Genomic DNA, 25,763 nt, shown 5'->3' with positions numbered 1-25,763 from the left:
ATCGCCAGTTTCCGGTTCAGACAAACCCAAGGCGACCTATCCTGAGACAAAAGCGGATATTTTCGCCTCTGGCGCGCAGTGATGACTTAACTCCACGTCAGTTTTATAAGGAGCAGTCAGAGCCCGCCCTGGAGCCGCAACAACATAGTTACTATAAATATAACAAAAGAGTAAAACGATGATCCCTAACATTATCCCTGTCACCATGCTGAAGGGGACTTTCAAATGTTTGTTCTTATTTTTCGGATCTTTTTTCATAAAATTTCTCGATGTACTGTCTACAGATAAGGCATTTATGGGTCATGCTGTCACCCCTCGTCGGTCCGCTAATAAGGCCATTACATGAATGCGAGGCGAAAATGGGCTGCCTGAACGACTATCCTTCTGTAGAGTTAATAACTCCTTTATAAAGCTCAAGCAGTGATAAATCATTGATAAAGGCGTTAAACTCCTTATCGCCACTCAACGCGAACTTTTTCATGACATTGTATTTGTGCGCATAGACCGTTTTCACGGAAAGATTCAGGCGTTTTGCTGTTTGTCCCACGCTATAGCCTTTTTTTAAAAAACTCAGCACCTGTAACTGAACCACAGTAATGTGAGCAAACTCACAGCGTAAACAGTCCGAAGCTAAAAACCCGGTTACGTTCTCCTGATTTTCCAGCCACGACCGGGTTATCTTTCTGGATATGCTATAGATAGAATCTGTACGCGAAATCACGATCAAAGATCGATAGCAAACAGGAAGCTGTCCCATAATGATGTCATCAACGCTATCCGCAAACGCTAATATGATGCTACCGGGTTTGCGATCGCGGTAAGCGGGCTGACACATATAGAGACGCCATTGTGAAACATTGACCAGGATAATATCTGCCTGACGCAGGCTATAACTGTCAAAACCTGATAAAAATTTCACTTTGGTATCAACTGATAAGGCTTCCTCAATAATTTTTGAGATGCCTAGCCGGAAGAAGTAATCCTCACTGGTACAAACAACGTTAAAATCCATTTTTCCCTTCAGCATCTCAAAATTTAAGATAAAATTGCTATCAGGTAAACTTCCCGTTAATCAGGGTAAGCTCACCTTTCTCTTTTAATTCTTTTAACACTCTGCAAATTGAGCTTTTTGACAGGTGCGAACTGTGTTCAATCAGATAAAGCGCGGAAAAGCGTTTCTTAAGATGCGGCGGCAGCTTTTCCCAACGGCCAATCAAAGAGATAACTTCATCATAGGAGTTACTTTTCGGCAGCTGGATGTAGTTCATCAGGTCAGAATATTGGCCCGATAAAATCGACATGGCATCATTGAAAAGATCCTTTTCGAATACCAGTCGCCAGAATACATCATAATCTACAAAACTGACTTTTCCATAGTCTATTCTCTCCAGATAAACCGGCGGTTCATCGAGTGCCGGGGTGACGCCGACAACAAAAGGAGCCGACAAGATATTCAATACCTTATTCTCGCTCTTTAGCTTGAGTAAAAAATCACCATCAAGAATGAACATAACCCGCCGTACATTATCCTTAGTGAGATGATAACGACGCTTGCCACGTGAAATCTCGTCTGGATTAGCAACCTGTGTATAACCTGCTAATGCATCGATGATTCGTTCATGATTTTCAGTCACTCTATACATAATAATTGGCTCAATCTAACTAACACAGGGTTAGTGATTAGAAAAAAATGAGTAAATATCCGTTTGTTATAATCTCTTTTAATTTCGCCTGGTGTACTGCTACTTCCTGATCACCTCCCTGGATCACGTCACAAAAAATTTATTAAGAGTTCCACTATTATAGTAAAACTGTCACGATAAAATTCAATACCATAAACATGCGAAAAGAAAGAGCATAAGACCAGTTATTGGCCCTACAGCCAGATATTCAACCGTTAAAAAACCGTTTGATTAGCAAATCACCCTGGCAAGTGGTGGCTTGCTGATAGTGTTATAACTTTTTTCTTAAAAAAGGAATATATCATTACCATTTGAAGATGAATGTTATAAAAACGCCATATCAACAATATAAGTGTAATAAAAAGCGTCGGTCTATTTCATTGTCGAAAACCTTTAAATCAAATTAGCCTCATTGTTAACTCCCCAGGGATTTAATAAAACCACTGAACAGCCTCAACTGACAGCAATTAAACCACAGCAATATCAATTCGGACATTTAAATTAAAATAAGCTACATATATAGTTTTATACTCTGATATTTTAATTTTAACCAGCATAAAATGCCAATATCAAAGGTTAAATTTCCTTCGCCCGATTTTACATGGGAGCACCAAATGGGAAAAAAATATAATTTACTCACTCTTGTTCCTGCCGACATCCTCATCAGATCCTGACGATTGACTCTTATTACCCATACAATTTCTTAACTACAAAGGTAACGCCGCAGTTTAATTGACAGAAACAGAAGAGAGCACATCCACTGAAGACATAAAAAAAACCCTATCAGAGACGGAAAAGTCAGCTGGCAAAAAGTTAATTTTATGTAAACAAATAGAGAGTAATGATCGTAAAAATTTAAAATTACTAATCTAAATTTATCTCATCTTTTCTTTATCTGCAATCTTAATCCAGCTGCTCACTGAGTGGCTGGGCTATTCATATGTTTTTTTATCAAAAATCGCGATATCTCATGGGCTTTATCTTTACAAAAAACGCTGTTGTACAGGGCTGTATTTATCCTGTTGCGCTATATGTGCCAGCAGAAGGGGATGATTTTGCGGGTTAAGGAAAAATGGCAGATTGATAACTTTCATACTTTGAAAGAGGAGGATTGTTTTTATCAGAACGGAGCCGCTATCAGAGAAAGAATTTCCATCCCATATTGGTCACACGATAAGATGTCTCCGCTAACAGCTACTGGAATATTACAACGAAGGTTAGAATTTACTTATGTAATGAAGGTGTTGTCGCTCATAATGTTACGTCAGTTGCAATATAAGAATGTGAAATAACAACAGAAATTATTTTTCGGTTAACAATTAAAGCGTGTGGTTTAACTATTGTTCCAATATAAAACTATAAGGTGGGGTGATGAGCTGAATTAAGTGTTATTAAGATTACTTCACAAGCACCGACGCTTGTCGCAATTTAACCTTCTGTCGTCGGGAATTGGAGCGGGATTTTTCCTGGCAACCAAACCGTGTTCTGTTCTGGCCCAGGCTGGTTCGGACTAACCAATGAAGTAAATTCTTAATATGCACTCATCGAGAAATAGGGAAATTTTCAAATGAAAAAACTCGCGTTTTTATCCGCATCAGTGATGTCTGTTCTGTTCGCATCGCAGGCATTTGCTGCTTCAGATAACACCGTTACGTTTCAGGGTGAAGTCACCTCTGAAACCTGCTCTGTCACTATTAATGGTAACAGTGTTAAACCTATCGTACTGCTGCCAAGTGTAAATGCTTCAGAACTGGCGGCATCGGGTAATACTGCTGGTCAGGCGACCTTTGACATCGGTGTAACCGGCTGTACAGGAACTACTGAAAACGCCACTACTATTTCCAGCGTGTTCGTAGGTAATAGCGTGAGCACAGCGGGTAACCTGAGCAACGTCGCAGCCACAGATGCCGCTTCAAACGTTGAAGTCCAGATCCTGGATACTGCAAGTAAAACCATCGACTTCACCTCACCTTTTAATGGCGCTGGCGATCTCTCTCTGAAAGCGGGAGATACAAGTGCTTCTGCAACCTATACTGCGCAATATTACGCGACTGGTGCAGCAACCGCCGGTGCGGTTGAAGCGACCATGCAATATGCTGTGAGCTACAACTAATAATAAACAACAGGGATGGGACGTTAATTCAGAACATCATCTGGATTAAACCAGGCCATGGATGGCCTGCTTTATTTTTTGGGATCTGGTAGTTAACTATAACGGAAGGCTGGTATGTCTCGCTTAACGATCAATCATTCATTATGGCGTAACGCTCTATTCTTTGCATTTTCACTATTTATTTGTCAGGCCGCCTCTGCCAGCGTCGTAATGACAGGGTCACGCATTATCTATCCTTCAGATGCAAAGTCAGTAGATGCACAATTAAGAAATAATGACGATTTCCCCTATGTTATCCAGGCATGGTTTGATAGTGGCGATAAAGACTCGACGCCCGCTACGGGTAAAGCGCCATTTGTGGTGACGCCGCCTACATTCAGAATTGCGCCAAAAGATGGCCAGATATTGCGTATTTTTTTCACCGGCGGAAAGACACTGCCGCAGGACCGCGAGTCTGTTTTTTACTTTAACTTCCTACAGGTTCCTCCCGGAAACATCAGTGGTGATAAAGGCAATCAGATGGTGGTGCTGTTAAAAAACAGGTTAAAACTCTTTTATCGCCCGGCCACGCTGAAAACCAATACTAAGAAAATATTTGATTATTTAACGTTCAGCAATATCTCTTCTTCCGGTATCCGGGTGACAAATACCTCTCCCTATTATATTTCGTTAAGCACAGTGACTGTCAGAAATTCAGTTGCAAAAGAAGTTCCAATGGTTGCGCCCTTTGCAACCGTTGATGTGGCACTCACCGCAGGGAAAGCGATCGGTCATGTCCAGGGAATAGAAATCGGTTTAGTTAATGATTATGGGGCGGTGGTGACACATGAGTATCCAATCCAAAAATAAGAAAGCGAGCTTTCGTCTGGCGGTGATGACGTGCCTCGTTAAAGCCGCGCTGTTTTCACAGGCGGCTTATGCTGACGATTATCAGTTCGACAGCCGCCTGCTGGCCGGTTCAGGCTTTGCAGAAGGGGTTGATCTGACGAAGTTTAATGAAAAAGAGACGCTGGTTCCTGAGGGTAAGCAGGTTCTGGATATCAGCCTGAATGGCATCAAAATTAAAAGTGAAGTGCCGGTCAACTTCCGTAAAAAAAATGTGGCTGATAAGAGCGCACAGCCTTGTGTCGACGCTGATATGGTGAAACTGTTGCAGCTGAAAGCGGGCCTGCCCGCCGCGGCTAAGAATCAGTGTGTATTCCTGTCGGATATCACGAAGCAGGGAAGATGGAACATTAAGCAGTCTACACTGACGCTCGATTTTCTGATTCCCCAAATCTTACTCAACCGCCAGCCGCGCGATTACATCCCGGTTTCTGAATGGGATGCGGGTGCACCGCTGATATTTTTGCGCCATAACACCAGCTTTACCCGCAATATTCTGCGTAACTCTCACTATAACTATTGGTGGAGCATGGTCAACGCAGGCAGCAATCTTGGCATGTGGCAGCTACGCCATCAGGCTAACCTGCGTTATATGGAAAGCAGTACCGGCGGTGATCATTATAAATGGAACGCCGTGCGCACATGGGTCCAGCGTCCGCTGCCCGTCATATCCAGCGAGTTGATGGTCGGGGATACCTTTACCGATAGCTCAATGTTCGGCTCAATCTCCTTCAACGGCGTAAAACTCGCCACCGATCAGCGCATGTGGCCGCAGAGTCGCCGCGGTTATGCGCCTGAAGTACGGGGCGTCGCCACGACTAACGCCAGGGTGCTGATAAGCCAGGCCGGCAATGTGATTTATGAGACCCAGGTGCCGCCTGGCCCATTTTTGATTAACGATTTGTACAACACTCGCAGTCAGGGTGATTTGAAAGTGCAGATCATTGAAGCCGATGGTAAATCTTCATTTTTTACCGTGCCTTACGCCGCAGTACCAGACTCTATGCGTCCGGGCAATCTGAGCTATCAGTTCGCCGCGGGTAAAGTCAGGAATTATTACTCTGTCCCGAACGCCTTCACTGAAGGTGTATTGCAGTATGGACTCAACAACAGCATTACCTCTAATACCGGCGCGCGTCTCGCCAATAACTATCAGGCCCTGTTGATGGGGGGAGTTTACGCCTCTGAACTTGGCGCGCTGTCGCTCAATACCACCTGGTCACATGCCCGGGTGGAAAACAACCTGACCAAAAGCGGTTGGCGTGCTGAAGCCTCATACAGTAAAACCTTTCCTACCAATACCAACCTGGTGCTGGCAGCCTACCGTTACTCCACGTCGGGGTATCGCGAACTGGAAGATGTATTGGGCGTGCGGCGTCAGGAGAGAGGTGGAACGAATTACTATTCCGATACGCTTAAACAGCGTAACCGCTTCACGGCGACCGTCAGCCAGAATATGGCAGAGTATGGCACGCTCTCTCTCAGTGGCAGCAGCACCGACTATTATAACAATCGCTCGCGCATCAGTGAGATGCAGCTCTCTTACAACAATATGTGGAAGAAGCTGAGCTACAACATCAGTGTCGGCAGGCAGCGCTCCAGCTGGAGCAGTAACAATGCCTACATGTACAGTGTGGACGACAGCGATTACGACTCAAGCCGTTATCAGAAATATACTGAAAACATCATCTCCATCGGCATCTCCATGCCACTCGACTGGCGTGACAACCGCTCGTCTGTCTCCTTCGACACAACCCGGGATAAAAGTACTACGTCGGCGATGACCACCCTGTCCGGCTCCGCAGGTCAGGAGAGCGATTTCACCTATTCCCTCTATTCCAGTTATAGCAAATACCGCGATGTCGATCAGGGCAGAAATCATGACGTGCGCTGGGGATCAAACGTGCAGGAACGAACCCGAATGGGGACGGTCCGCGCCTCCTATGCCCACAGTGATGATTATCATCAGCTTGGCTTAGGTGCGTCAGGCACGCTGGCCATTCATGGCGGCGGCATCACGTACGGGCCTTACGCCAGCGATACCTTTGCGCTGGTTGAGGCTAAAGGCGCGAGCGGTGCGCGCGTCAATAATGCCCAGGGGGCGAAAATCGATCCCTTCGGCTACGCCATCGTGCCGTCTCTGGCACCTTACCGCTACAACACTATCAGCATTGACGGCAACTCTATGAATCAGAACGTTGAACTGGAGGGCGGCAACGTGCGTGTGGTACCGATCCTCGGCGGTGTGCCGAAGGTGTCGTTTAAAACCCTGAGCGGCACCCCGGCACTGATTTTAGCCATGCTGCCAGACGGAACACCGGTACCGATGGGTGCGGAAGTTAAAGACAGTAAAGGCAACAGTATCGGAATGGCCGGACAGAACGGGCAGATTTACGCTCGCCTGCCTGATGCGTCCGGCACGTTGTTCGTGAACTGGGGAAGCAGCAGAAAATGCCGCATCAATTACCAGTTACCTTTCCAGAAAGCCGGTGACAACAGCTTCGCCCGTTTAAATGGCACCTGTATCCAGTGAGAATGAACATGAATGGCAAAACTTCTGAACTGAAATCCTGGCTGATCGCGGCAGCTTTAATGGCCAGTAGCGTCGGGGCCCAGGCGACCTGCTACAAAGTCACCGGTATCGGGACCTCCACCTCAATGATTCCGCAGGAATTGGCGAATCAGGGCTATACCGCGAACAAATGGGGCGGGGTACTGGGTGACGCGACGGCATCGATTGCCTTCGGTACGATCATTATGGGAACCGGTGCACAGTCGCTTGCAAAAGCAGGTACGTTGCTGGCCAGCGCCGATCTGCCCTTCCTCGATAAAGCGCTCAAAGTGCCCTATACCGCGAATCAGATTGTCTTTAAGTGCGCGCTTAGTGATGCCGACTCGTTGTATGAAATGTATGCCCTGTATGGGTCTATGGGGGCATTTTATGGGGGTAAAGCGGTGACCGACGTGACAGGCGCTTACCAGACGCCGATAACGAACATTGCGTATCGCATTACCAATATGAAAACCGGCAATTATTACACCGGTTACTGGCAGCAGCGCCAGTTAACCAGCGCGGATTACATCACCTATGGGTCGAATATCTATATTCCGGCGTCGGCTTTCAGCGATACGCGATTTGAGCTGCTCAAAACTGATGATTTTTATGGCGTGATAGCACGCGACGCCTTCAAGCAGGTTACTTCTCCGCAGGGGTTCATCGCCTTTAAAGGCAACGGGATGAACGTCAATCTTACAACTGGAACATTGGCGACTTCTCCGTCGCCGCTCGAGACCTCCGCCGTCTGGAGTATGTATGGCGGGACAACCATTGTGATTCGCGGTAATACCTGCACCCTGGGCGATTTTGACCAGGTGGTGAAACTGCCGCCTATCAGTGCCAGCAATCTGCGTAACGGTGAGACCAGTAGTAACACCTTCAATGTCGCGATTAATTGTGAGTCGGGCGCCATTTCCGGCACCGTCTCAAACGACATCAATGCACCAGTGGCATTAGGCTTCCTGGTCACACAGCCTGCCGCGCTCTCACAGGCAAGCACGCTCGGTTTACAAACCAGTTCGGGCGGTATCAGCTACTTACTGGACGATAATTACGGCGCCAGCGGCGTTGCGTCAGGTGTGGGCATCCGCCTTTACTCGTCGGCGAGTAAAGCACTGAATCTGTTGTCCAGCAGTACGACCACCGGCACCGGTTCAGGTGCAGGCTGGTATGGCTATACCGAGCTGATGAATGAAACAGGCACGACGGAGTCCGGGGGCAAATCTTACGCCGGTACCTTTACGGCATCGCTTGAACAACTTCCGGGAGCAACCGCACAGGCAGGATCAGTCAATGCGCAAGCACAGATTATTGTCAGCCTCCAGTAAGTTGTTGCTGTGCGGTGCGCTGATTCTGAGCAGCGCCACCGCCAGCGCGGTTGTCAACTCGACCCAAAGCCGGCTGGTGTTTAATGAAGAGAGTATGGCGGAATCGCTGACCGTGGTGAACTCGGTCAGTGCTCCGGCACTGGTGCAGATGTGGACCGATGATAACGATCCACTCAGCCCGCCTGATCATCTCATTACACCGTTAATCGTGGTGCCGCCACTGTTCAAACTGGCACCCGCTGAATCGCGTAACGTGCGGGTGATGCTGCTGTCGCGGGATGGATTACCGAAAGATCGCGAGCGTGTGTACTGGCTGAATATTTATCAGATTCCGCCGAACACGCAGCAGCAAACCGCGCAGGAAAAGAAAGTGATCCTGCCGTTGCGCATCCGCCTGAAAGTCTTTATCCGCCCGATTGGGCTGAGAGCACCGGAAGAGACCATCGGCGAAAAACTGCGATTCACACTCAGTGAGCCGGGAACAAAAGATGCCGTATTGAATGTGAATAACCCAACCCCCTACTACATGAGTATCGGAAATCTCCGCCTTGGGTCAAAGTCCCTGAAAGCGGAGATGATCGCGCCCTTTTCGTCCATCACGGTTCCGGCTGCGGGTATGGAGAATAGCCGTACATTAAGCTGGAGCGTGATTGATGATTATGGCACGCAGACGCCCTATAAAAGAGAGTTAAGCAGCCCGTGAAAATGAATACGCTCACGACAGTGAATATGACCTATTTTCACAAATATCACATGTCTTATGATTTGATTGCTTCATTCATCCAGCAGGAAATGAATATCGATGATCTTTGTCTGCGCCATTATGCCGATCAGCAAAGTCTGTTAACGGCGGTGGCCGAAAATAGCCTTGATGTCATTTTTATTAACTCCTCCTGTTTATTTGACGGTTCGTTCCGAAAAGCAGAAATCAGGAAAATACTGGCTGTGCTCAGTGAGAACAGGAAAATTATTACGGTGCTTTTTGCTCAAAATATGAAAGCAGCACTGTTAAAGAAAATGCTCAATTCCGGCGTAAATATTATGATGAACTGGCAGGACACGCCGCAGGAACTGATCACAGCACTGAAGAGTGTCATGATGTCTTCCACAGAAAAGAGCTATGTTTCTCACTCCTTACGGGAACATTTACAGCAGGATTGCGCTGATCTGACGATAAAGGAGTGGGAAGTCATCAATCTTATTCAGGAGGGATATTCACTGTCGGAAATAGCCAGAAAAAATTGCCGTGCCATAAGCACCATTTCAACACAAAAAAGAAATGCCATGAATAAACTTCATTTGCGAAATGAGAACGAATTAATGTGCTTTTTGCATCAGAACGCTTTTTTCTAATAGCCACTATTTTCGGAAAGCCATGCTTATAAAATATATTGCCCCGCTGCTGGGAGGGGTATTGCTGTCCAGCCAGGCCTGCGCCCTGTCACTTCAGGAAGCGCTGATTGCGGCGAATACCTACAATGCGGAAATTAATGCCGCCCGCAGCGTACACGATGCCGATAGTCAGAAAAAGTATCAGGGATTTGCGGGATTGTTACCGACAATCTCACTGGATGGCTCATGGAGCAAATCCGATCAGCCGGATGCCACCTATTCTGCCGGTGTGACCCGCCACAACTACAGCTTTAACCTGACCCAGCCGGTTTTTGACATGTCGAAATATGCCAGCTGGCGCAGAACCGTGGTGATCAGCGATCTGGCTGATGTGAAACTGCTGGTTGCTCAACAGAAGCTGATTAGCGATGTGACGACCGCCTTTTACAACGTCGTCTATCAGCGCAGCGTGCTGCAAACGAATCAGCGGATCCTCGCCGCGTTCAGCGCCAAACTGAAACAGTCGCAGAAGGCGCTGGAAGTGGGCGATGGTACCCGGCTCGATGAAGCTGAAGCCCAGGCCAACTTCGATAAAGCCGTCGCCGACGAACTGGCGGCAGAAAACGATCTGAACGATGCCAACATCGCTTTTCGCCAGCTTACCGGCCTCGATGCGCAGAGCATTGGCACCACAAGCATGAGCTGTGTGCGTTTTCAGGACAAACTCATTCCTGAACAGTTAAAACGCAATGCTGCGGCCAATAATCTTGATGTGCTGTCCGCCATTCAGACCCTCAAAGCCAGTGAGTCTGACATTCTCACCGCAACTTCCAGCCATATGCCGGTAGTCACCTTTCAGGCTGGATACGGCAAGAACTGGAGCCGCGCTGAAGATGGTAACTATCTCGACACGCTTTTTGGCACGACCTCCAAAACCGACAATACCCAGATCAGCGTAAACGTCTCGGTTCCCCTGTTTGCCGGTGGCAGTCACATTTCACAAAGTCTGGAAGCCGCGCATCGCTTCGAACAGAGCAAGGATTTGCTGATTGATGCACGACGTAAATCTGAACAGCAGGTCATTCAGGCCGCATCCGGCGTAGAGAACAGCCGGTCGCAAATCAAAGCTTATGAGCGGGCCATCGCCTCCGCGCAGAAACGTCTGGATGCCACCCGGTATGGCCGGGAGATTGGCCAGCGAACGCTAATTGATGAGTTTAATGCTGAGAAAGACTATTTCCAGGCGGTTCAGGATCTGGCTCACGCGCAAAACATGCTTATTCAGTCGATCATCAAATTAAAAACAGCCACAGGTTCGCTCGATTATGCTGCGATGAAAAGTTTCAACTGTGGTGCGGCATGACCGGGAAGGAACTCATGAATAACGACTTATTTCGTAAAGAATTGCTGGAGGCGAAAAAGACCAAAGTATTAGGTTCTGTCGCACTCTATTGCCCGCCGTTTCGCTGGGTGATCATTGCACTGGTTTGCCTGCTGGTGGCAGTCATGATCGCCTTCTGTATTTTTGGCAGTTACACCAAACGCGAGACCGCCCAGGGCGTGCTGGTGCCTGAAAGTGGCATGATGACGATTACCGCCATGAGCGCCGGAACGGTCATCGCCCTGCCCGTGCACGAAGGTGACAGCTTACAGAAAGGGAGCCAGATCGCCACGGTCTCTTCAGAGATCTCCACCCGCTACGGCCAGACGCGCGAGGCCATCGCCCGCCAGCTTGATCTTCAGAAGCAGGGGGTGAGTAACCAGCTGCTCAATCTGGAGCAACTGAACAGTGAAACCCTGAAATCTTTGCAGGAGAAGGTCAGTTTACTCGGGCAGCAAACGGTGGAGCTGGACACCATTTACCGTCAGCGCACGCAGCAGATTGAGCTGTCGAAAACCCAGCTCAATAAAATGATTGCGATGCGCAAGGAAGGCTATGCCTCTAATACGCAGGTAGAACAGCAGCAGAATGAACTGCTCGACGCCAGCGTGCGCTTACAGGATGTGGCACGCCAGCGCATTGACGTTCGCCAGCAACTGGCCCAGGCGCGACAGCAGCTACGCGAACAGCCGATTACCTATTACCAGCAGAAGAACGACCTTCAGCAGAAACTCTCTGAGATTACCCAGTCGTTGATGGAAAACGAATCACGCCGTTCGGTTGAACTGCGCGCGCCAGAAAAAGGCATTGTCAGCGCCGTACTGGTCAAGCAGGGACAGGTTGTTAACTCGGGCCAGACGCTGGCGATGATGCTGCCGGATGATGCACGGCTACAGGCGCGAATTATGCTCAGCAGCCGGGCGATCGGTTTTATCCGGGCAGGACAACGTGTGGTGCTGCGCTATCAGTCTTTCCCCTGGCAGAAGTTTGGCCAGCAGTACGGCACGGTGCTGGAAATCTCTAAATCGGCGCTTTCGCCGCAGGAAGTCGCAACCATCACTGGCGACAATCAGATTAAAGAATCGATGTATCAGGTGAAAGTCACGCTGGATAAGCAGGCGGTGATGGCCTATGGCAAGCAGACCAGCCTGCGTCCCGGTACCGGGCTGGAAGCGGATTTTATTATCGATAAACGTCGCATCTACGAATGGGTTCTTGAGCCACTCAATGCACTGGGCAAAATGACATCCCTATAATTCTCATCATTTCATCAGGTTTATCATGGATTTATTTCATAAACTCAATTTGTCTTTTCGCCAGAAGCTGCCCGTTTTACGTCAGACCCAGGCGGCTGAATGTGGCCTGACCTGCATCGGCATGATCGCCGGCTTTTACGGTCATCATATTGATATGGTTTCACTGCGCCACCGGTTCCCGAGTTCGCTCAAAGGCAGCACGCTGGCGAATGTGATGTCATTTGCACAGAGTTTAGGGCTGGGATGCCGCGCGGTTCGCCTCGAACTGGAGGAGCTGGATAAGCTCAACCTGCCCTGTGTGCTGCACTGGGACATGAATCATTTCGTGGTTCTTAAAAGCATCGCGAAAAACAAGATTGTCATCCATGACCCGGCGCGTGGCGTACGCAGAGTGTCGATGGATGAAGTCTCTGGCTCCTTCACCGGCGTAGCGCTGGAGTTATACCCGGCGGCGACATTTGAGAAGAAGAACGAAAAGAAATCGATCTCCATGCTGGGGCTGATCCGTAATGTTTCCGGGATTGGATCAGCCTTTACGCAGGTGGCGTTGTTATCGCTGGCGCTGGAGTTCTTCGGCATCATCACGCCGTTTTATATGCAGTGGGTGATAGATCAGGTGCTGGTTTCATCGGATCGCGATTTACTGACGCTGCTCGGCGTGGCGTTTATCGCGATTACGCTGTTTCAGAACCTGATTTCAGCGCTGCGCAGCTGGGTGACGACCTGGTTCTCCAGTATGCTGAGCGTTCAGTGGTCGTCGAATTTGTGCGCCCATTTGCTGGGACTGCCGCTGAAATACTTCGAAGAACGACATGTTGGCGACATTCTTTCGCGCTTTGGCTCCATCAGTAATATTCAGAGTACGCTGACGGGACGCTTCATCTCCTCTATTTTCGACGGCGTAATGGCGCTGGTGACGTTGGGCGTGATTTTCACCTATAACGCGACCCTGACTTTCATCGTGATCGGCCTGTTTCTGCTCTATGCGCTGATTCGCTGGATCTCGTTTGAACCCTTCCGTCAGGCCAATGAAGATCAGCTGCTGGCGTCCGCCGTGGTGCAGTCACAACTGCTGGAATCGATCCGTGGCGTACAGGCAATCAAACTGAATAACAAACAGGATTTGCGGGTTTCCACCTATACCAATGAGTCAGTGGAGTCGACGAATAAAGGGATCAAAACCCAGAAACTCTCTATAGGTTTCAGTACATTACAGGGCGTCATTTCTGGCGTGGGGAAAGTGGTACTGATCTGGCTGGCTGCGGCGCAGGTGCTGGACGGCAATTTCACCAGCGGGATGCTGGTGGCCTTTATCTCCTTCTCGGATCAATTCATCTCACGCTCTGCCGGGCTGATTAACGCCTTAATCGAATTCAAAATGCTGCGTTTACATGGTGAGCGTCTGTCTGACATTGTGCTGACAGAGAAAGAGCAAAATATGGAAAGCAATGTCGCGCTACAGGAGGAGAAAGGTCCGGTACGCCTCGACATCAGTAACCTCTCCTTTCGCTACTCTGACAGCGATCCTGACATTTTTTCCCGCTTTAATATGAGTATCGCGGCCGGTGAGTCGGTGGCCATCATCGGTCCATCAGGACAGGGAAAAACTACACTGGTAAAACTGCTGCTCGGGCTGCTCAAACCGAACTCCGGCTCTATCACAATCAACGGTATCGATCAGACCAAACTGGGGATGATCTATTACCGGGATTTAATCGGCAGCGTGATGCAAAGCGACATGATGTTTGCCGGTTCCATTATGGATAACATCAGTTTCTTTGACACCAACCTGGACAAAGGACGGGTCGAGAAAGCTGCTCGCATCGCCCAGATCCATAACGACATTATGGCTATGCCGATGGGTTATAACAGCATGGTCGGCGACATGGGCTCGTCGCTCTCTGGGGGGCAGGTGCAGCGGATAATCCTCGCCCGTGCGCTCTATCGCCAGCCGCGGGTGCTGATACTTGATGAAGCGACCAGCCATCTGGATGTAGCCAGAGAAAGCGCGATTAATGACGCGATCAAACATATGAACGTTACCCGGGTCATTATTGCGCACCGACCAGAAACGATTATGAGTGCAGACCGCATTATTCAGATCAACATTCATGGGGTCACCGAAATATCTAAAAGTGATTTCGTTGCCTTAATTAACGCCTCACAGGTTACTTTAGAGGCTGTCTGAGATAATGGGCGGCGCCCTGCGCTGTCCGAATTTTAAAATAAGGAGTGAAAATGAACAACAAATTCTTGTGCATGGAAGGAAGCGTTATTTTTGATGAGGAGATCAGAACGCAAACCGTTGATGTGGTGGCGTTCAATACCGGCCAGCAGATCACCATTAACCGTGACCGACTGCCCGAGGGACTTACCTTTTCGGACCATATTTCACGGCAGATAAGTAATGCAGAAAAAATTTTCAACCAGTTTAACTTTGTGAAAATGGAGGAGATGATCGGAGATGATCTGTTTGCTGATACCATTGAGGTGATATATACCTTTTTATCCGCCGCGGGCACAGGTAAGCGGGTCTGGCAGGTCACCTATGCATGCCTGCTTTCGAAAGATGAGACCATCAATTTCACTTCACTTTATCCCGACGAAGCCTCAATGAAAAAAGAGAGGGCCCGGCTGCAACATTGTGTGAAAAACTTCTCCTTGCACAATACTATTTTTGAAAAGAAAACCGATTAGTCTTTTTATAAGCTCTGTCTTTGGGGCGTAAAAATGCATCTCCCCAAAGATAAAGCATTTTTAAATTCATGACATGAAAGCTTTATCCATTTCTATCCTGACGGTAAGAGCCTTTGAGGAGGGAATGAGGTATTAACATGATAATATCCACTCTCTTTTTTATCTTGATTGGCCTTATTTTCATGAGGTGGTTCTTTAACTGAGAGTGAGATTGTTCGAAATACCTGCCGCTGGTTTAACCTCCTCAAATTCAATCTGAAATATCTGCGTTCTGTTTTGCGGAGCGCGACTCTTTTATTTTAACGGTCATTACCTTCTTCGCATCCAGCAAGGCTGGCTGTAGCCTGTATGGGTTATCGGTCTGTTCTGCTTTAAGGTTATCCGCTATCACGCTATTCCCGAACGACATCAGCCAGGTCAGAACCCTTTCGCTGACACCGCCCTTTCAGGGGACATCAGGCCCGCATAACGGGTTACATGCTGACTTCGTATAATTATACTTATACGAAGTTATATCAGTAATGTTATAGTGACTCATGATTGCTTCAAAAAAGAGACTGCAACAAATGACAACGCTACGACAATTCTGGCCGGTAATCCCCCTGCTAAACCTTCAGAATTCACGTAGCGCGATCAAAACCGGAGCGGGTTAATAAGTGAGCAAAAAGACAACATCAGTCTCGCTGCCAACGCTGACGGCGACAGAAAATCAGCAGATCGGTGAGCGGCTCAGGCAGTTTGTTCAGGATAAAGAGGCGTTCTCGCCTAATACCTGGCGACAGCTACTGAGCGTGATGCGCATCTGCAATCAATGGACAGAAGCTAACCAGCGCAGCTTTTTGCCGATGAGCGGTGAGGATCTACGCGACTATCTTTCGTTTCTGGCTGAAAGTGGCCGGGCGTCATCGACCGTAAACTCCCATGCTGCCCTGATCTCAATGTTACACCGTAACGCAGGTCTGCCCGTCCCCAACCATTCGCCGCTGGTTTTTCGTACCATGAAAAAGATAAACCGTGTGGCAGTGATTAACGGCGAACGCGCCGGGCAGGCTGTGCCATTCAGGCTGGCCGATCTGCTGGCGCTGGATAAACAGTGGTCTGGCTCTCAGCGCTTGCAGGAGCTGCGCGATTTAGCTTTTCTGCATGTGGCTTATGCGACGCTGCTGCGCATCAGTGAGCTGTCACGACTGCGGGTGCGGGATGTGATGCGCGCCGGGGATGGCCGCATCATTCTCGATGTCGCCTGGACCAAGACGCTGGTGCAGACCGGCGGCTTAATCAAGGCGCTGAGCGCCCAATCAACGCAGCGGCTGGAGGAGTGGATCCGGGCTTCCGGGCTCGCCAGCCAGCCGGACGCCTACCTGTTTAGCGCGGTGCATCGGTCGGGACGCGCATTGGTGGCGGAAGCGCCGCTCAGCACGCGCGCCCTGGAGCAGATCTTTAGCCGGGCATGGGATGTCGCCGGTCAGCAGGAAAAGATAAAAGCCAATAAAAACCGTTATACCGGCTGGAGTGGTCACAGCGCCAGGGTGGGCGCTGCGCAGGATATGGCGGAAAAAGGCTACCCGATAGCCCGCATCATGCAGGAAGGCACCTGGAAAAAACCAGAAACGTTAATGCGTTACATCCGCCATGTGGATGCCCATAAAGGGGCGATGGTGGAGTTTATGGAGCAGCACTCCGATTAAGTGCCCGGTTTCTGTCGGGCTGGAGTTATCCACAGAAAAAGTGGACAGCCTGTGTGTAAGCTAACGTTCACTGACGCCGCGACAATGATATGCCCGGCTTTCAGACTGATTTTTATGACTTTCCTGACCGGCTAAAAGCCGGAACCCTGTTAAGAACCTCCGGGAGCAATATCCCCGCACTAACGCCTCCTGACGCAAGGTGGTCGTCTCCCTTTACGGCAGCTACAACCCGCCAGAATGAAAAAGGCCGGCTGTCACAGCCGGCCTGTCTGACTCTGCACCAGCCAGCTTTACTTCATTTTATTACCCATGACATAGGTATGAGCGACGGTGCGATCGTCACCCAGCATCTCGATGCCAAACAGCGTCTCTTCGATGCTTTTGGACTCGCTGTTACGTCCGGTCAGCAGCTTCCCGGCCAGCGGGTCGAGTACCACGAAGTCAGCCTCTTTACCGGGAGCCAGAGTGCCGATTTTGTCCTGCAATGACAGTACCGTCGCCCCGCCCAGCGTCGCCAGGTAGAGATTTTCCAGCGGCGTAAGCGAGGTTACTGCTTCAGGTTTATCGGTAAACGCCTTACGCATCTGCGTCACTTTATAGGCTTCATCCATGGTTTGCAGCACCGACAGGCTGGTGCCTGCGCCGACGTCGGTACCTAATCCCACCGCAATATTGTACTGATTGGCTTTATCCAGGTTGAATAAGCCGCTGCCGAGAAACAGATTGGAGGTCGGGCAAAACGCGATATTCGCCCCCTTCCCGGCCATGACTTTGTAATCCGTCTCGTCCAGATGGATAGAGTGGGCAAAAACCGATTTTTTCGTTACCAGTCCGTTTTGCGCGTAGACATCCAGATAACTGCGGCTCGCCGGAAACAACTCTTTCACCCAGGCCACTTCCTGGTTGTTTTCCGCCAGGTGGGTGTGCAGATAGACGTCCGGGAACTCCCTGAGCAGCCTGCCCGCTATTTTGAGTTCTGCTTCAGTAGAGGTCGGGGCGAAACGGGGCGTCACCGCATAATCGAGCCGGCCTTTATGCTGCCATTTTTCAATCAGCGCTTTACTGTCGTCATAGGCTGATTGCGGGGTATCGAGCAGTTCCGCAGGCGCATTTCGATCCATCAATACTTTCCCGCTGATCATGCGCATATTGCGTTTTAACGCCTGCTCGAAAAATGCATCAACCGAAACTGGCGAGCTGGTGGCAAATACCAGTGCGGTGGTGGTGCCGTTACCGATCAACTGATCCAGAAAGACCGCCGCTTCCTGAGAGGCATACTGATGGTTGCTGTATTTTATTTCAGTGGGGAAGGTATAGGTATTTAACCAGCCAATAAGCTGTTCGCCATACTCGCTGATCATCGTAATCTGCGGATAATGAACATGGGTATCAACAAATCCGGGTGTAATAATCTTTCCCCGGTAATCAACTGTACTGTCAACGGGTCGATCTTTAAGCGCTGCGTAGTCACCTGATTCAGCTATATATCCATCTTTAACAATGAGATAGCCATCTTTGTAGTGAATCGTCGCGTTTTTGTCTTTCGCCGGATTAGCGTTGAAATAGAGGATTTCACCGCGATAGCCAACGGTGTCAGCTGTGGCTGCAAACGAGAAAACAGCAAGCAAGGCCAGAAACTTAGGATTCATCAACAACTCCATTGAATAATTAAATATGTCCGTATGACTTTTTTCGGGCCGAAATGATAGGTGAAATGCACTCTGGCATAGAGACCAAAAATGCGATGAAAATTTTGGTCAGGAAAATGTCGCTATCATGAATAGATTTATTTCGTATGTTATGGGTTGATGCGTATCTCACTGAAATAACTGAGATAATCAGAAAGGTAGTGGTTTTTATTTATAATAATGGTGATGCCTGCCTGGATAAGTATGCGTATTTTTTATTCGATAATGAATATTCTGAAACCCTGAAAGTACAACGGGTTAACATTGGGGCGATTACCGGATAAAAAATATCAGAAAACTGTTCCGCTTTTATCGGGGAGTAGCGATTTTTCCGTCCAGCATTACCCTCCCCATATCCTGTCACTCCTGGGCTATACCGCGGGAATTTGCCTTTCGTGATTTTGCATCGGAGTCTGCTGCCTGTTCACCTCTCCGCCTTTATCCTGACAACCACCTTCCCTCTGGCGTGCCCCTGCTCCAGATAAGCCAGCGCTTTAGCGGTTTCAGCAAAAGGGTAAACGCTGTCGATCACCGGCTTGATCTTTCCCACCTCAAGGTAGTGTGTGATCTGCGCCAGTTGACGACCATCCGGGCGCATAAACATAAAGGTATAATCAACCCCCTGTCTCTTCGATAGCCGCTGAACCCGCCAGCTAAGCCATTTTACGATCAGGGTAATGACCGGATTTAAGCCCCGCTCGCGGGCGAAACGGGCATCCAGCGGGCCGGTAAGCGATATTAGCTTGCCGCCGGGACGGAGCATCGCGGGATACTCTGTCAGCACCTTGCCTCTCAGTGTGGCCAGAACCAGGTCGTAATCGTGTAACAGCGCGCCAGGCGAAGAGCTTTTATAGTCCAGCACCCTATCCGCACCCAGTTCGCTGACCCATCCGCTGTTGCCCTTGCTGGTTGTGGTCGCGACCGTTGCCCCCAACTGTTTTGCCAGTTGAATCGCGAAGGTACCAATACCGCCGGAACCGGCCGGGATAAACACCTTTTGTCCCGGCTGCACGTCCGCTTTTTCCACCAGAGCCTGCCACGCCGTCAGGCTGACCATCGGCAGCGAGGCCGCCTCTATAAAATCCAGATTATCCGGTTTTAATGCCGCGGCGCTTTCATTGACTACCACATAGTCCGCCAGCGAACCGCTGCCGCTGTCAAAGGTGCTGGCATAGATGGCATCGCCAGGCCGGAAGCGTGTGACTTCACTTCCTGTCGCAACGACAACGCCGGAAAGATCGCTGCCCAGCGTGGCAGGCAGGGTAAAAGAGAGAACCGGTTTAAACATCCCGGTTGGGATCATGTTATCGATTGGGTTCAGCCCAGCCGCGTAAACTTCAACCAGCAGCTGGTGTGGGCCCGGTTCAGGCATAGTGATCGACTGCATCCCGCACTGAGGCGATTTTCCATAGCGTCTGAACTGGTATGCGCTGATTGTTTTAGTGTTCATGCGTTTCTCCGCGATTCCGTTTACCGTCGGGCTGAAGGCTGTTGCGTACTGCGTTATCAAGCAGCGTGATTGGCGAAAACCTGTGCAGAAAAGCCAGCCAGCTGGCTAATTTCCCGGCCGTATAGCGCACTTTGGCCACTCACTCAGCGCCGCTCGCTGGCTTACCACTTTTGTCAGTCTGGCACCTATCAGCGCAAACTCTTCCAGCGGATGGACGCAGTGGCAGGCGTAACGCCAAATCCGGCATTATTTACCCACAGATCGGCTCTCCCTTCCCGCCGCAACCGTTCATCGACGGCTGTGGTTACCGAATTATCATCCGTGACATTCAGCTGTAGCAGCGGGAACGTATGCGTTCCCGGCTGTGTTTAGTCGTTAGCAGCCGGTCTGTTGGTTTGCGGTGTGTTGACGATGAGCAACGCCATGACAGAACTGAGGAATTAATGATGATGATCGTAATCATTAAAGTCAACTGGTTTGATTACGATCATCATATATGTATGATGACGGCTACAGCGTTAAGAGGTTGCCCACTATGAAAGTGTCTAAACAGCAGGTTCAGGAGAACCGTGCCCGCATCGTTGAAACCGCTTCGGAGTTGTTTCGGGCCAGAGGATATGATGGTGTGGGAATCGCAGATTTGATGTCAGCGGCGGGCCTGACTCACGGCGGATTTTATAAACACTTCCGCTCAAAAGCGGATTTAATGGCGGAGGCGATGACCTGCGGTTTTTCGCAGGCGGCGGCGCAGGTTGCGGCTGCCGATAGGTCTGACTTTGTGAAAAATTATCTCTCTCGTCAGCATCGTGATGGAATGGCTCAGGGCTGCATGATGGCTGCACTGGGTGCGGATAGTGCGCGTCAGTCTGATGAGGTTAAAAGCGCGTTTGCCGCCGGACTTGAGCGTCAGATTGCGGCATTAACGGCAGATGGCAGCAGCCGCGCGGAGATCATCAACATGATTGCGCAGCTGGTAGGCAGCATGGTGTTATCACGCGCCTGCCCGGATGACGATCCCCTGTCGGACGAAATTCTTGATGTTTGCCGGTTGCGGATGCTGAAATCCTGAACAGACAATCCATCACGGGACGTCTCCCTGTTACCGTTTCAGGAAACGTCCCGCGATTGTGATTACTGTGCGTAACCGTCCTGTTTATGACATCCGCCGTGGCAGCCCTTGCAGCCGCCCTGCTCATCGCTGACCATCATCGGTAATAACTGCACCCGGTTCCCCGCTCTGCGCAGTAGCAGCAGGATGATGACGTTCACCAGCAGCACGCTTATCAGGCAGAGGGAGCTAAAGCCAGGATGCGCGGCAAAGGTGACGCTCTGATAAAACAGGGTGGCAGTGGAATAGGCGATGTTCAGTCCCCAGAAGAAGGAGAACAGCATCCAGCTTTTACCTACTTCGCGCGCAATCGCACCCATCACCGAGACGCAGGGAATGTAGAGCAGAACGAAGATTAAGTAGCTGTAGGCGGCCACGCCGCTGCCAAATTTTGCTGACATCACGCTCATCTGACCGGCAGCCATCTCGCCGTCGCCTTTGCTGGCATCAATCGGGTGAGCCAGCGCATCAATTCTGAACGCGGCGACTAAGCCAGTCCAGGTCTCACTCAGGGCATCTTTGAGCTCGCCGGGCAAATCAAAAGCCTGCGGATCAAACGGCGTGTTCTGGATAGCTTCGCTGGTATAGAGGCTGTTGAGTGTTCCCACCACCACCTCCTTCGCCATAATGCCGCTCACCAGTCCCACCGTGGCCTGCCAGTTATCCTGCGTCACGCCAATCGGCAACAGCACGGGGGTGATCACCTTGCTGGTCGTCGCCAGCGCGGAGTGGTTGATGTTATCAACCAGCCTGCCGTGAAAGGTGAAGCTGCTCAGTACGCCAATCAGCATACTCACCAGGATAATCACCTGTCCGGCCCGCACGACAAACATCTTCAGCCGCTGCCAGGTCTGAAGCAGCAGGCTTTTAAGGTAGGGCCGATGATAGACCGGCAGCTCCATAATAAACGGCGACGCTTCGCCACCCAGCAGGGTGTGCTTGAGTATCAGACCACTGACGATCGCGACCACAATCCCTAACAGGTAGAGTGAGAAAACCAGGCTGGAACTGTGGACCCCAAAGAAGGTGGCGGCGAAAACCGCAAAGATCGCCAGGCGTGCGCCGCACGACATAAAGGGGGTGATCAGGATGGTCAGCAGGCGTTCCCGCGGCGTATCCAGCGTACGGGCCGCCATTACGGCGGGAACATTGCAGCCAAAGCCGACAATCAGTGGCACAAAGGATTTACCCGGCAGTCCCAGCGACTGCATCAGCCGATCCATAACAAAGGCGGCGCGTGCCATATAGCCGGAATCTTCCAGGAACGAGAGAAACAGAAACATCAGGCCAATCTGCGGGATGATGGGCAGCACGGTATTGATACCTGCGCCGACGCCCTGCGCCAGAAAAACCGTCAGCCAGTCCGGGAAGTGGCAGACATATCCCAGCCATTGGGCTCCGTGGATAAATATGGCCACCGAGCTGCTGTCGAACAGCGGCTGCAACGCGGCACCGATGTTGATCGACAGGACAAACATCACGTACATCACCGCCAGAAAGATGGGAACGCCGAGCCAGCGGTTAAGCACAATTTTATCAATCTGGCTGGTCAGGATGCCGGGTTTCGCGTTATGGAGATTACTGACGGCAGCGCAGATGGCGTTGATAGCCCGGTAGCGGTAATCGGCAATCTGTATGCCGGTGTCTCCGCCAGCCTGCTGCATGATCTCAGGCAGGTTTGGCAGCAGATCGGCACAGAGCTTCTGACTGTTAATATCCCCTTCCAGCAGCTGCAATGCCAGCCAGTAGCGTTTCTGCGGCGCGATGCCGGCGGGCATCTTCTCGCAGAGCTGCTCAATCGCGGTCTCAATGGCAGCCGGATAGTGCACACGTTCCGGGGCCTGGTAGTGATGCGGCTGGTCGATCAGCGCTTTAAGCTGGGCGATGCCGTCACCTTTGGTCGAGGTCAGTGGAACCACCGGACATCCCAGCCTGGCCGACAGCGCGGCAATATCAATGGTGATGTTCTGGCTGGCCGCAATATCCTGCATATTCAGGGCGATAATACAGGGCACGCCCAGCTCCAGCAGCTGTAGCGTCAGGAACAGATTGCTTTCCAGGCTGGATGCATCCACGACGTTGATTACCACATCAGCCTGATCGTTGTAGAGATACTGACAGGCGATGCTCTCATCGATGGAACTCTCAGCCGAGAGTGTGGTAAGCGAGCGGGTACCTGGCAGGTCGATCAGCCGGACATCGGACTGCGCGGTGAAAAACTGCCCTTCTTTGCGCTCAACCGTGACGCCCGCCCAGTTGCCGACTCGCTGGCGGGCACCGGTAAGCTGATTAAACAGCGTGGTTTTGCCGGTATTAGGATTACCGATCAACCCAATGGTGAGCTTTTTCATCCGGTGACCTCCTCAAGAATGATGGCGGAGAGGTCACGCTGCCGCACCGCAAGACTGACACGCCGGGTACGGATCTCTATCGGATCGCCCATGGGTGCCACACGAACGACCTCAATGACTGCACCCGGCAGCATTCCCATTGTCAGTAATTTCTGGCGCCAGGCGGGATTCACTGTTGGCTGATAGCCGAGGATGCGGTAAGTGCTGCGCATTTTAATAGTCATAGAACGCTCTGCATCTGAGTAACAGGGAGTGATTTTATAAATGATAAGCGTTTCGGTTTTTGATCTGACATCGGAGATGTGCGTGAAAAGCCGCCGTTAAGGTCAACGGCAGGTCAACAGGCGGTTAACTGGCGAATAAAAGATGGACGGCTTCCGCCCGATCACGCGCCATTTAATGAGGCGCTGAGCACCTCGCTTAGCCGATCCTGTGTCATTCGTCGTAAATGCTGGCTGCGCTGGTCAATCAGGGTTATTTCAGATTCATCATCGTCAATCAGAATAATAAATCGGGCACCCTGCCGCTGCGCGTTCTTCTGGCTGACGCTGCTCTTTAAGCCGGAAAAATCGCTGGTGATGCTGAGTGAGGGATAACGCTGGCGCAGAGACTGGCTGAGCAGGAAGGCGCGGTGATGCACGCGCTGATGCGTCGGGATAACCGCGACGTCGATCTCCCTGGTCAGCGACTGAAGCTGTTTGCTTGCGTGCAGCAGCTGAAGGATCGGCTCCATCATAAAAGCAAAGCCACACGCATAGAGCGGACGCCCCAGCAGCAGGCTGGCGCTGCTGTCATAGCGTCCGCCCCGGCAAAGCAGGGTTGATGAGGTCAGTGCCGGGCTGTGCCACTCAAAAACCAGATGACAATAGTCGTTGGCGGGAAACAGCGTCGGATCATGCGTAAAGGGTAATCCCATCTGCGTCAGCCCGTCACACAGCGCGGCAAAGCGTTGCTGAGCCTGAGCGGAAATAAATGAGGTATATTTCGGTGCGCTGTCAGCCAGGTATTTAAGCAATGGCTCATGACTGAGCAGCAGCTTTTCCGGGCAGTGAGCGAGATGCCGGCGATCGGCGGGTGAGAGCAGATGGCTCAGCGGCTGATAATAGGCGTGTAGCGCATCGCGAAACGCACTTAACGTCTCGGGGGTACCAAGCACATTGAGCCTGAGTTCAACGTGACTAGCGATGTTGAGTAACTGGAAAAACCGGGCCTGAAGCGAAAGAAATTCAAGCTCGATATCGATGCCGGGATAGCCAAAGGCTTCGACGCCCAGCTGGTAGACCGGTTTAAGCGTCTCACTTTCTCTCTGGTCGCGGCGAAACAGGGTGCCCTGATACCAGAGCTTGCTGGTCTGTTGCAGATCCTGATTCTGCGCGATGGCGCGCAGACAGCCACGGGTACCGTCACCGCTCAGCAACGCCTGGTGATTCAGCGGCTCTTCGCGATAGCCGTCGGAAAAGAGCGCAGGAAGAAGCTCCCTTTCCCAGCGTTCCAGCAAAGGCATCCGAATCTCACGGTAACAGTAGTGCTGCAACAGTCGGCCAGCCTGCTTCTCCAGCCAGGTCCAGGCGGCCACCGGATTATCGTAATGCTTGCGCGGCCGTCCGGGGAGATGAGGACTCAGCGAGCGGGCCAGCGTCACTTCCAGCCGCTGAGAATAGCCTGGCGTCGCCAGCAGACAATTTTGCTTCAGCGCGGTGCTGATGCGATCGCGCAGCGCAGGACTCAGGGCGCGCTGGCAAAACTGGCGATACTGCCGCCTTCGTGATTCCGCCGTCGGACCCAGGCAGAGCCAGCAGGGATGGTCGCTGATGCGCGATGGCGGCATGTCAGCGAAACTGTGAAAGCCCTCGTCGGCGTGGCAGGCGTGCTCAGTGTATTGCTTCACCAGCAGGAAATAGGCTTCCGGCTCTACCGGGCTGCTCCAGTAGCGGCTTTCCCACAGTGCACCGCGCCGGTGATACCGGTTGTTATACCAGGGGACATAGCTCCGGCCGATATACTGAATAAAGCGGCCCATCAGCGCCTTATCCGCAACCTCAAGAAACAGCAGAATATGCTCAGGCGTCAGCGTATAGGCATAGAGCCGCACCTGGTAAAGCGACATCGCTTTGTCGAGCCGCTCAAGAAAGGAGTGATAGTCATCTGGCGCTCTGAACAGCTGCTCATAATTGTGTCCGCGTAGCTCAATAAGATGAGGAAGACCCGGTACAAACAGTCTATTTTTCCTGGGCATCGGCGGTTTCC

19 protein-coding genes and 1 pseudogene are annotated in these 25,763 nt (G+C 50.8%); 12 read left to right on the top strand and 8 right to left on the bottom strand.

Features of this window, described 5'->3' with window-relative positions; translation table 11 throughout:
* Nucleotides 1–376: 376 nt before the first annotated feature.
* Together ACCW71_RS15030 and ACCW71_RS15025 are read right to left on the bottom strand one after the other, a co-directional pair.
* Entirely contained in the window at nt 377–1,012 is a 636-nt protein-coding gene (locus tag ACCW71_RS15030) for a helix-turn-helix transcriptional regulator (RefSeq protein ID WP_436372674.1), read from the bottom strand.
* A gap of 40 nt (nt 1,013–1,052) precedes the next feature.
* Entirely contained in the window at nt 1,053–1,643 is a 591-nt protein-coding gene (locus ACCW71_RS15025) for a helix-turn-helix domain-containing protein (protein WP_436372673.1), read from the bottom strand.
* Between the two features lie 1,606 nt (nt 1,644–3,249).
* Here ACCW71_RS15025 and ACCW71_RS15020 point away from each other — a divergent pair.
* The 11 genes from ACCW71_RS15020 (at nt 3,250) to ACCW71_RS14970 (ending at nt 16,919) form a co-directional block, all read left to right on the top strand.
* On the top strand, nt 3,250–3,795 hold the full coding sequence (locus ACCW71_RS15020; protein WP_436372671.1) for a fimbrial protein: 546 nt from the start codon (nt 3,250–3,252) through the stop codon (nt 3,793–3,795).
* A 114-nt stretch (nt 3,796–3,909) separates the two neighbouring features.
* On the top strand, nt 3,910–4,644 hold the full coding sequence (locus ACCW71_RS15015) for a fimbria/pilus periplasmic chaperone (protein WP_436372668.1): 735 nt from the start codon (nt 3,910–3,912) through the stop codon (nt 4,642–4,644).
* Nucleotides 4,622–7,213, top strand: a complete 2,592-nt coding sequence (locus ACCW71_RS15010) for a fimbrial outer membrane usher protein (protein WP_436372666.1) — start codon at nt 4,622–4,624, stop codon at nt 7,211–7,213. Before ACCW71_RS15015 ends, ACCW71_RS15010 begins: the two co-directional genes overlap by 23 nt.
* 8 nt (nt 7,214–7,221) lie before the next feature.
* Nucleotides 7,222–8,565: a fimbrial usher protein StbD gene (stbD, locus tag ACCW71_RS15005; RefSeq protein ID WP_436372665.1), complete on the top strand. Its 1,344-nt coding sequence runs from the start codon at nt 7,222–7,224 to the stop codon at nt 8,563–8,565.
* Complete coding sequence (locus tag ACCW71_RS15000) at nt 8,531–9,268, top strand: fimbria/pilus periplasmic chaperone (protein ID WP_436372664.1); 738 nt, start codon at nt 8,531–8,533, stop codon at nt 9,266–9,268. The genes stbD and ACCW71_RS15000 overlap by 35 nt, the downstream gene beginning before the upstream one ends.
* Before the next feature lie 2 nt (nt 9,269–9,270).
* Entirely contained in the window at nt 9,271–9,918 is a 648-nt protein-coding gene (locus ACCW71_RS14995) for a helix-turn-helix transcriptional regulator (protein ID WP_436372661.1), read from the top strand.
* Between the two features lie 22 nt (nt 9,919–9,940).
* Entirely contained in the window at nt 9,941–11,260 is a 1,320-nt protein-coding gene (locus ACCW71_RS14990; protein WP_436372659.1) for a TolC family outer membrane protein, read from the top strand.
* A gap of 14 nt (nt 11,261–11,274) precedes the next feature.
* Nucleotides 11,275–12,534 (top strand): HlyD family secretion protein, encoded by a 1,260-nt coding sequence (locus ACCW71_RS14985; RefSeq protein WP_436372657.1) that lies wholly within the window; start codon nt 11,275–11,277, stop codon nt 12,532–12,534.
* 25 nt (nt 12,535–12,559) lie between these two features.
* Complete coding sequence (locus ACCW71_RS14980; RefSeq protein WP_436372655.1) at nt 12,560–14,722, top strand: peptidase domain-containing ABC transporter; 2,163 nt, start codon at nt 12,560–12,562, stop codon at nt 14,720–14,722.
* A 50-nt stretch (nt 14,723–14,772) separates the two neighbouring features.
* A complete protein-coding gene (locus ACCW71_RS14975; protein ID WP_436372653.1) occupies nt 14,773–15,231 on the top strand; it encodes a DcrB-related protein in 459 nt (152 codons plus the stop codon).
* A 656-nt stretch (nt 15,232–15,887) separates the two neighbouring features.
* Entirely contained in the window at nt 15,888–16,919 is a 1,032-nt protein-coding gene (locus ACCW71_RS14970; protein ID WP_436372651.1) for a tyrosine-type recombinase/integrase, read from the top strand.
* 290 nt (nt 16,920–17,209) lie between these two features.
* Here the strand turns inward: ACCW71_RS14970 and guaD are convergent, their stop codons facing one another.
* The 3 genes and pseudogenes from guaD to ACCW71_RS14955 all read right to left on the bottom strand — a co-directional run.
* Entirely contained in the window at nt 17,210–18,568 is a 1,359-nt protein-coding gene (gene guaD, locus ACCW71_RS14965) for a guanine deaminase (protein WP_436372649.1), read from the bottom strand.
* 463 nt (nt 18,569–19,031) lie between these two features.
* Nucleotides 19,032–20,057 (bottom strand): NADP-dependent oxidoreductase, encoded by a 1,026-nt coding sequence (locus ACCW71_RS14960; RefSeq protein ID WP_436372647.1) that lies wholly within the window; start codon nt 20,055–20,057, stop codon nt 19,032–19,034.
* Nucleotides 20,058–20,272: 215 nt separating this feature from the next.
* A pseudogene (locus tag ACCW71_RS14955) lies at nt 20,273–20,416 on the bottom strand (oxidoreductase); the annotation flags it as partial.
* Nucleotides 20,417–20,592: 176 nt separating this feature from the next.
* Between ACCW71_RS14955 and ACCW71_RS14950 the strand changes: the two are divergent.
* Nucleotides 20,593–21,126, top strand: a complete 534-nt coding sequence (locus ACCW71_RS14950) for a TetR/AcrR family transcriptional regulator (RefSeq protein WP_436372645.1) — start codon at nt 20,593–20,595, stop codon at nt 21,124–21,126.
* 62 nt (nt 21,127–21,188) lie between these two features.
* Here the strand turns inward: ACCW71_RS14950 and feoB are convergent, their stop codons facing one another.
* From feoB to ACCW71_RS14935, 3 genes are all read right to left on the bottom strand, one after another.
* Nucleotides 21,189–23,516, bottom strand: a complete 2,328-nt coding sequence (gene feoB / locus ACCW71_RS14945; protein WP_436372643.1) for a Fe(2+) transporter permease subunit FeoB — start codon at nt 23,514–23,516, stop codon at nt 21,189–21,191.
* Nucleotides 23,513–23,740 (bottom strand): ferrous iron transporter A, encoded by a 228-nt coding sequence (feoA, locus tag ACCW71_RS14940; RefSeq protein WP_436372641.1) that lies wholly within the window; start codon nt 23,738–23,740, stop codon nt 23,513–23,515. Before feoA ends, feoB begins: the two co-directional genes overlap by 4 nt.
* Nucleotides 23,741–23,901: 161 nt before the next feature.
* Nucleotides 23,902–25,752: an ATP phosphoribosyltransferase regulatory subunit gene (locus ACCW71_RS14935; RefSeq protein WP_436372639.1), complete on the bottom strand. Its 1,851-nt coding sequence runs from the start codon at nt 25,750–25,752 to the stop codon at nt 23,902–23,904.
* Nucleotides 25,753–25,763: the final 11 nt, after the last annotated feature.

The organism is Pantoea sp. C2G6, from assembly GCF_051336815.1.
Taxonomy (GTDB): Bacteria; Pseudomonadota; Gammaproteobacteria; order Enterobacterales; family Enterobacteriaceae; genus Pantoea.
Note: the sequence above shows the minus strand (reverse complement) of the source record. Positions and strands in the feature narration are given on the sequence as shown.

Excerpts from the sequence above, each read along its gene's own strand:
- guaD (WP_436372649.1), bottom strand. The coding sequence starts at position 18,568 with ATGAATCCTAAGTTTCTGGCCTTGCTTGCTGTTTTCTCGTTTGCAGCC.
- ACCW71_RS15010 (WP_436372666.1), top strand. The coding sequence starts at position 4,622 with ATGAGTATCCAATCCAAAAATAAGAAAGCGAGCTTTCGTCTGGCGGTG.
- stbD (WP_436372665.1), top strand. The coding sequence starts at position 7,222 with ATGAATGGCAAAACTTCTGAACTGAAATCCTGGCTGATCGCGGCAGCT.
- ACCW71_RS14980 (WP_436372655.1), top strand. The coding sequence starts at position 12,560 with ATGGATTTATTTCATAAACTCAATTTGTCTTTTCGCCAGAAGCTGCCC.
- ACCW71_RS14950 (WP_436372645.1), top strand. The coding sequence starts at position 20,593 with ATGAAAGTGTCTAAACAGCAGGTTCAGGAGAACCGTGCCCGCATCGTT.
- ACCW71_RS14935 (WP_436372639.1), bottom strand. The coding sequence starts at position 25,752 with ATGCCCAGGAAAAATAGACTGTTTGTACCGGGTCTTCCTCATCTTATT.
- ACCW71_RS14985 (WP_436372657.1), top strand. The coding sequence starts at position 11,275 with ATGAATAACGACTTATTTCGTAAAGAATTGCTGGAGGCGAAAAAGACC.
- ACCW71_RS15000 (WP_436372664.1), top strand. The coding sequence starts at position 8,531 with ATGCGCAAGCACAGATTATTGTCAGCCTCCAGTAAGTTGTTGCTGTGC.
- ACCW71_RS14990 (WP_436372659.1), top strand. The coding sequence starts at position 9,941 with ATGCTTATAAAATATATTGCCCCGCTGCTGGGAGGGGTATTGCTGTCC.
- feoA (WP_436372641.1), bottom strand. The coding sequence starts at position 23,740 with ATGACTATTAAAATGCGCAGCACTTACCGCATCCTCGGCTATCAGCCA.
- ACCW71_RS15025 (WP_436372673.1), bottom strand. The coding sequence starts at position 1,643 with ATGTATAGAGTGACTGAAAATCATGAACGAATCATCGATGCATTAGCA.
- ACCW71_RS15020 (WP_436372671.1), top strand. The coding sequence starts at position 3,250 with ATGAAAAAACTCGCGTTTTTATCCGCATCAGTGATGTCTGTTCTGTTC.
- ACCW71_RS14975 (WP_436372653.1), top strand. The coding sequence starts at position 14,773 with ATGAACAACAAATTCTTGTGCATGGAAGGAAGCGTTATTTTTGATGAG.
- ACCW71_RS14960 (WP_436372647.1), bottom strand. The coding sequence starts at position 20,057 with ATGAACACTAAAACAATCAGCGCATACCAGTTCAGACGCTATGGAAAA.
- ACCW71_RS15030 (WP_436372674.1), bottom strand. The coding sequence starts at position 1,012 with ATGGATTTTAACGTTGTTTGTACCAGTGAGGATTACTTCTTCCGGCTA.
- feoB (WP_436372643.1), bottom strand. The coding sequence starts at position 23,516 with ATGAAAAAGCTCACCATTGGGTTGATCGGTAATCCTAATACCGGCAAA.
- ACCW71_RS14995 (WP_436372661.1), top strand. The coding sequence starts at position 9,271 with ATGAATACGCTCACGACAGTGAATATGACCTATTTTCACAAATATCAC.
- ACCW71_RS15015 (WP_436372668.1), top strand. The coding sequence starts at position 3,910 with ATGTCTCGCTTAACGATCAATCATTCATTATGGCGTAACGCTCTATTC.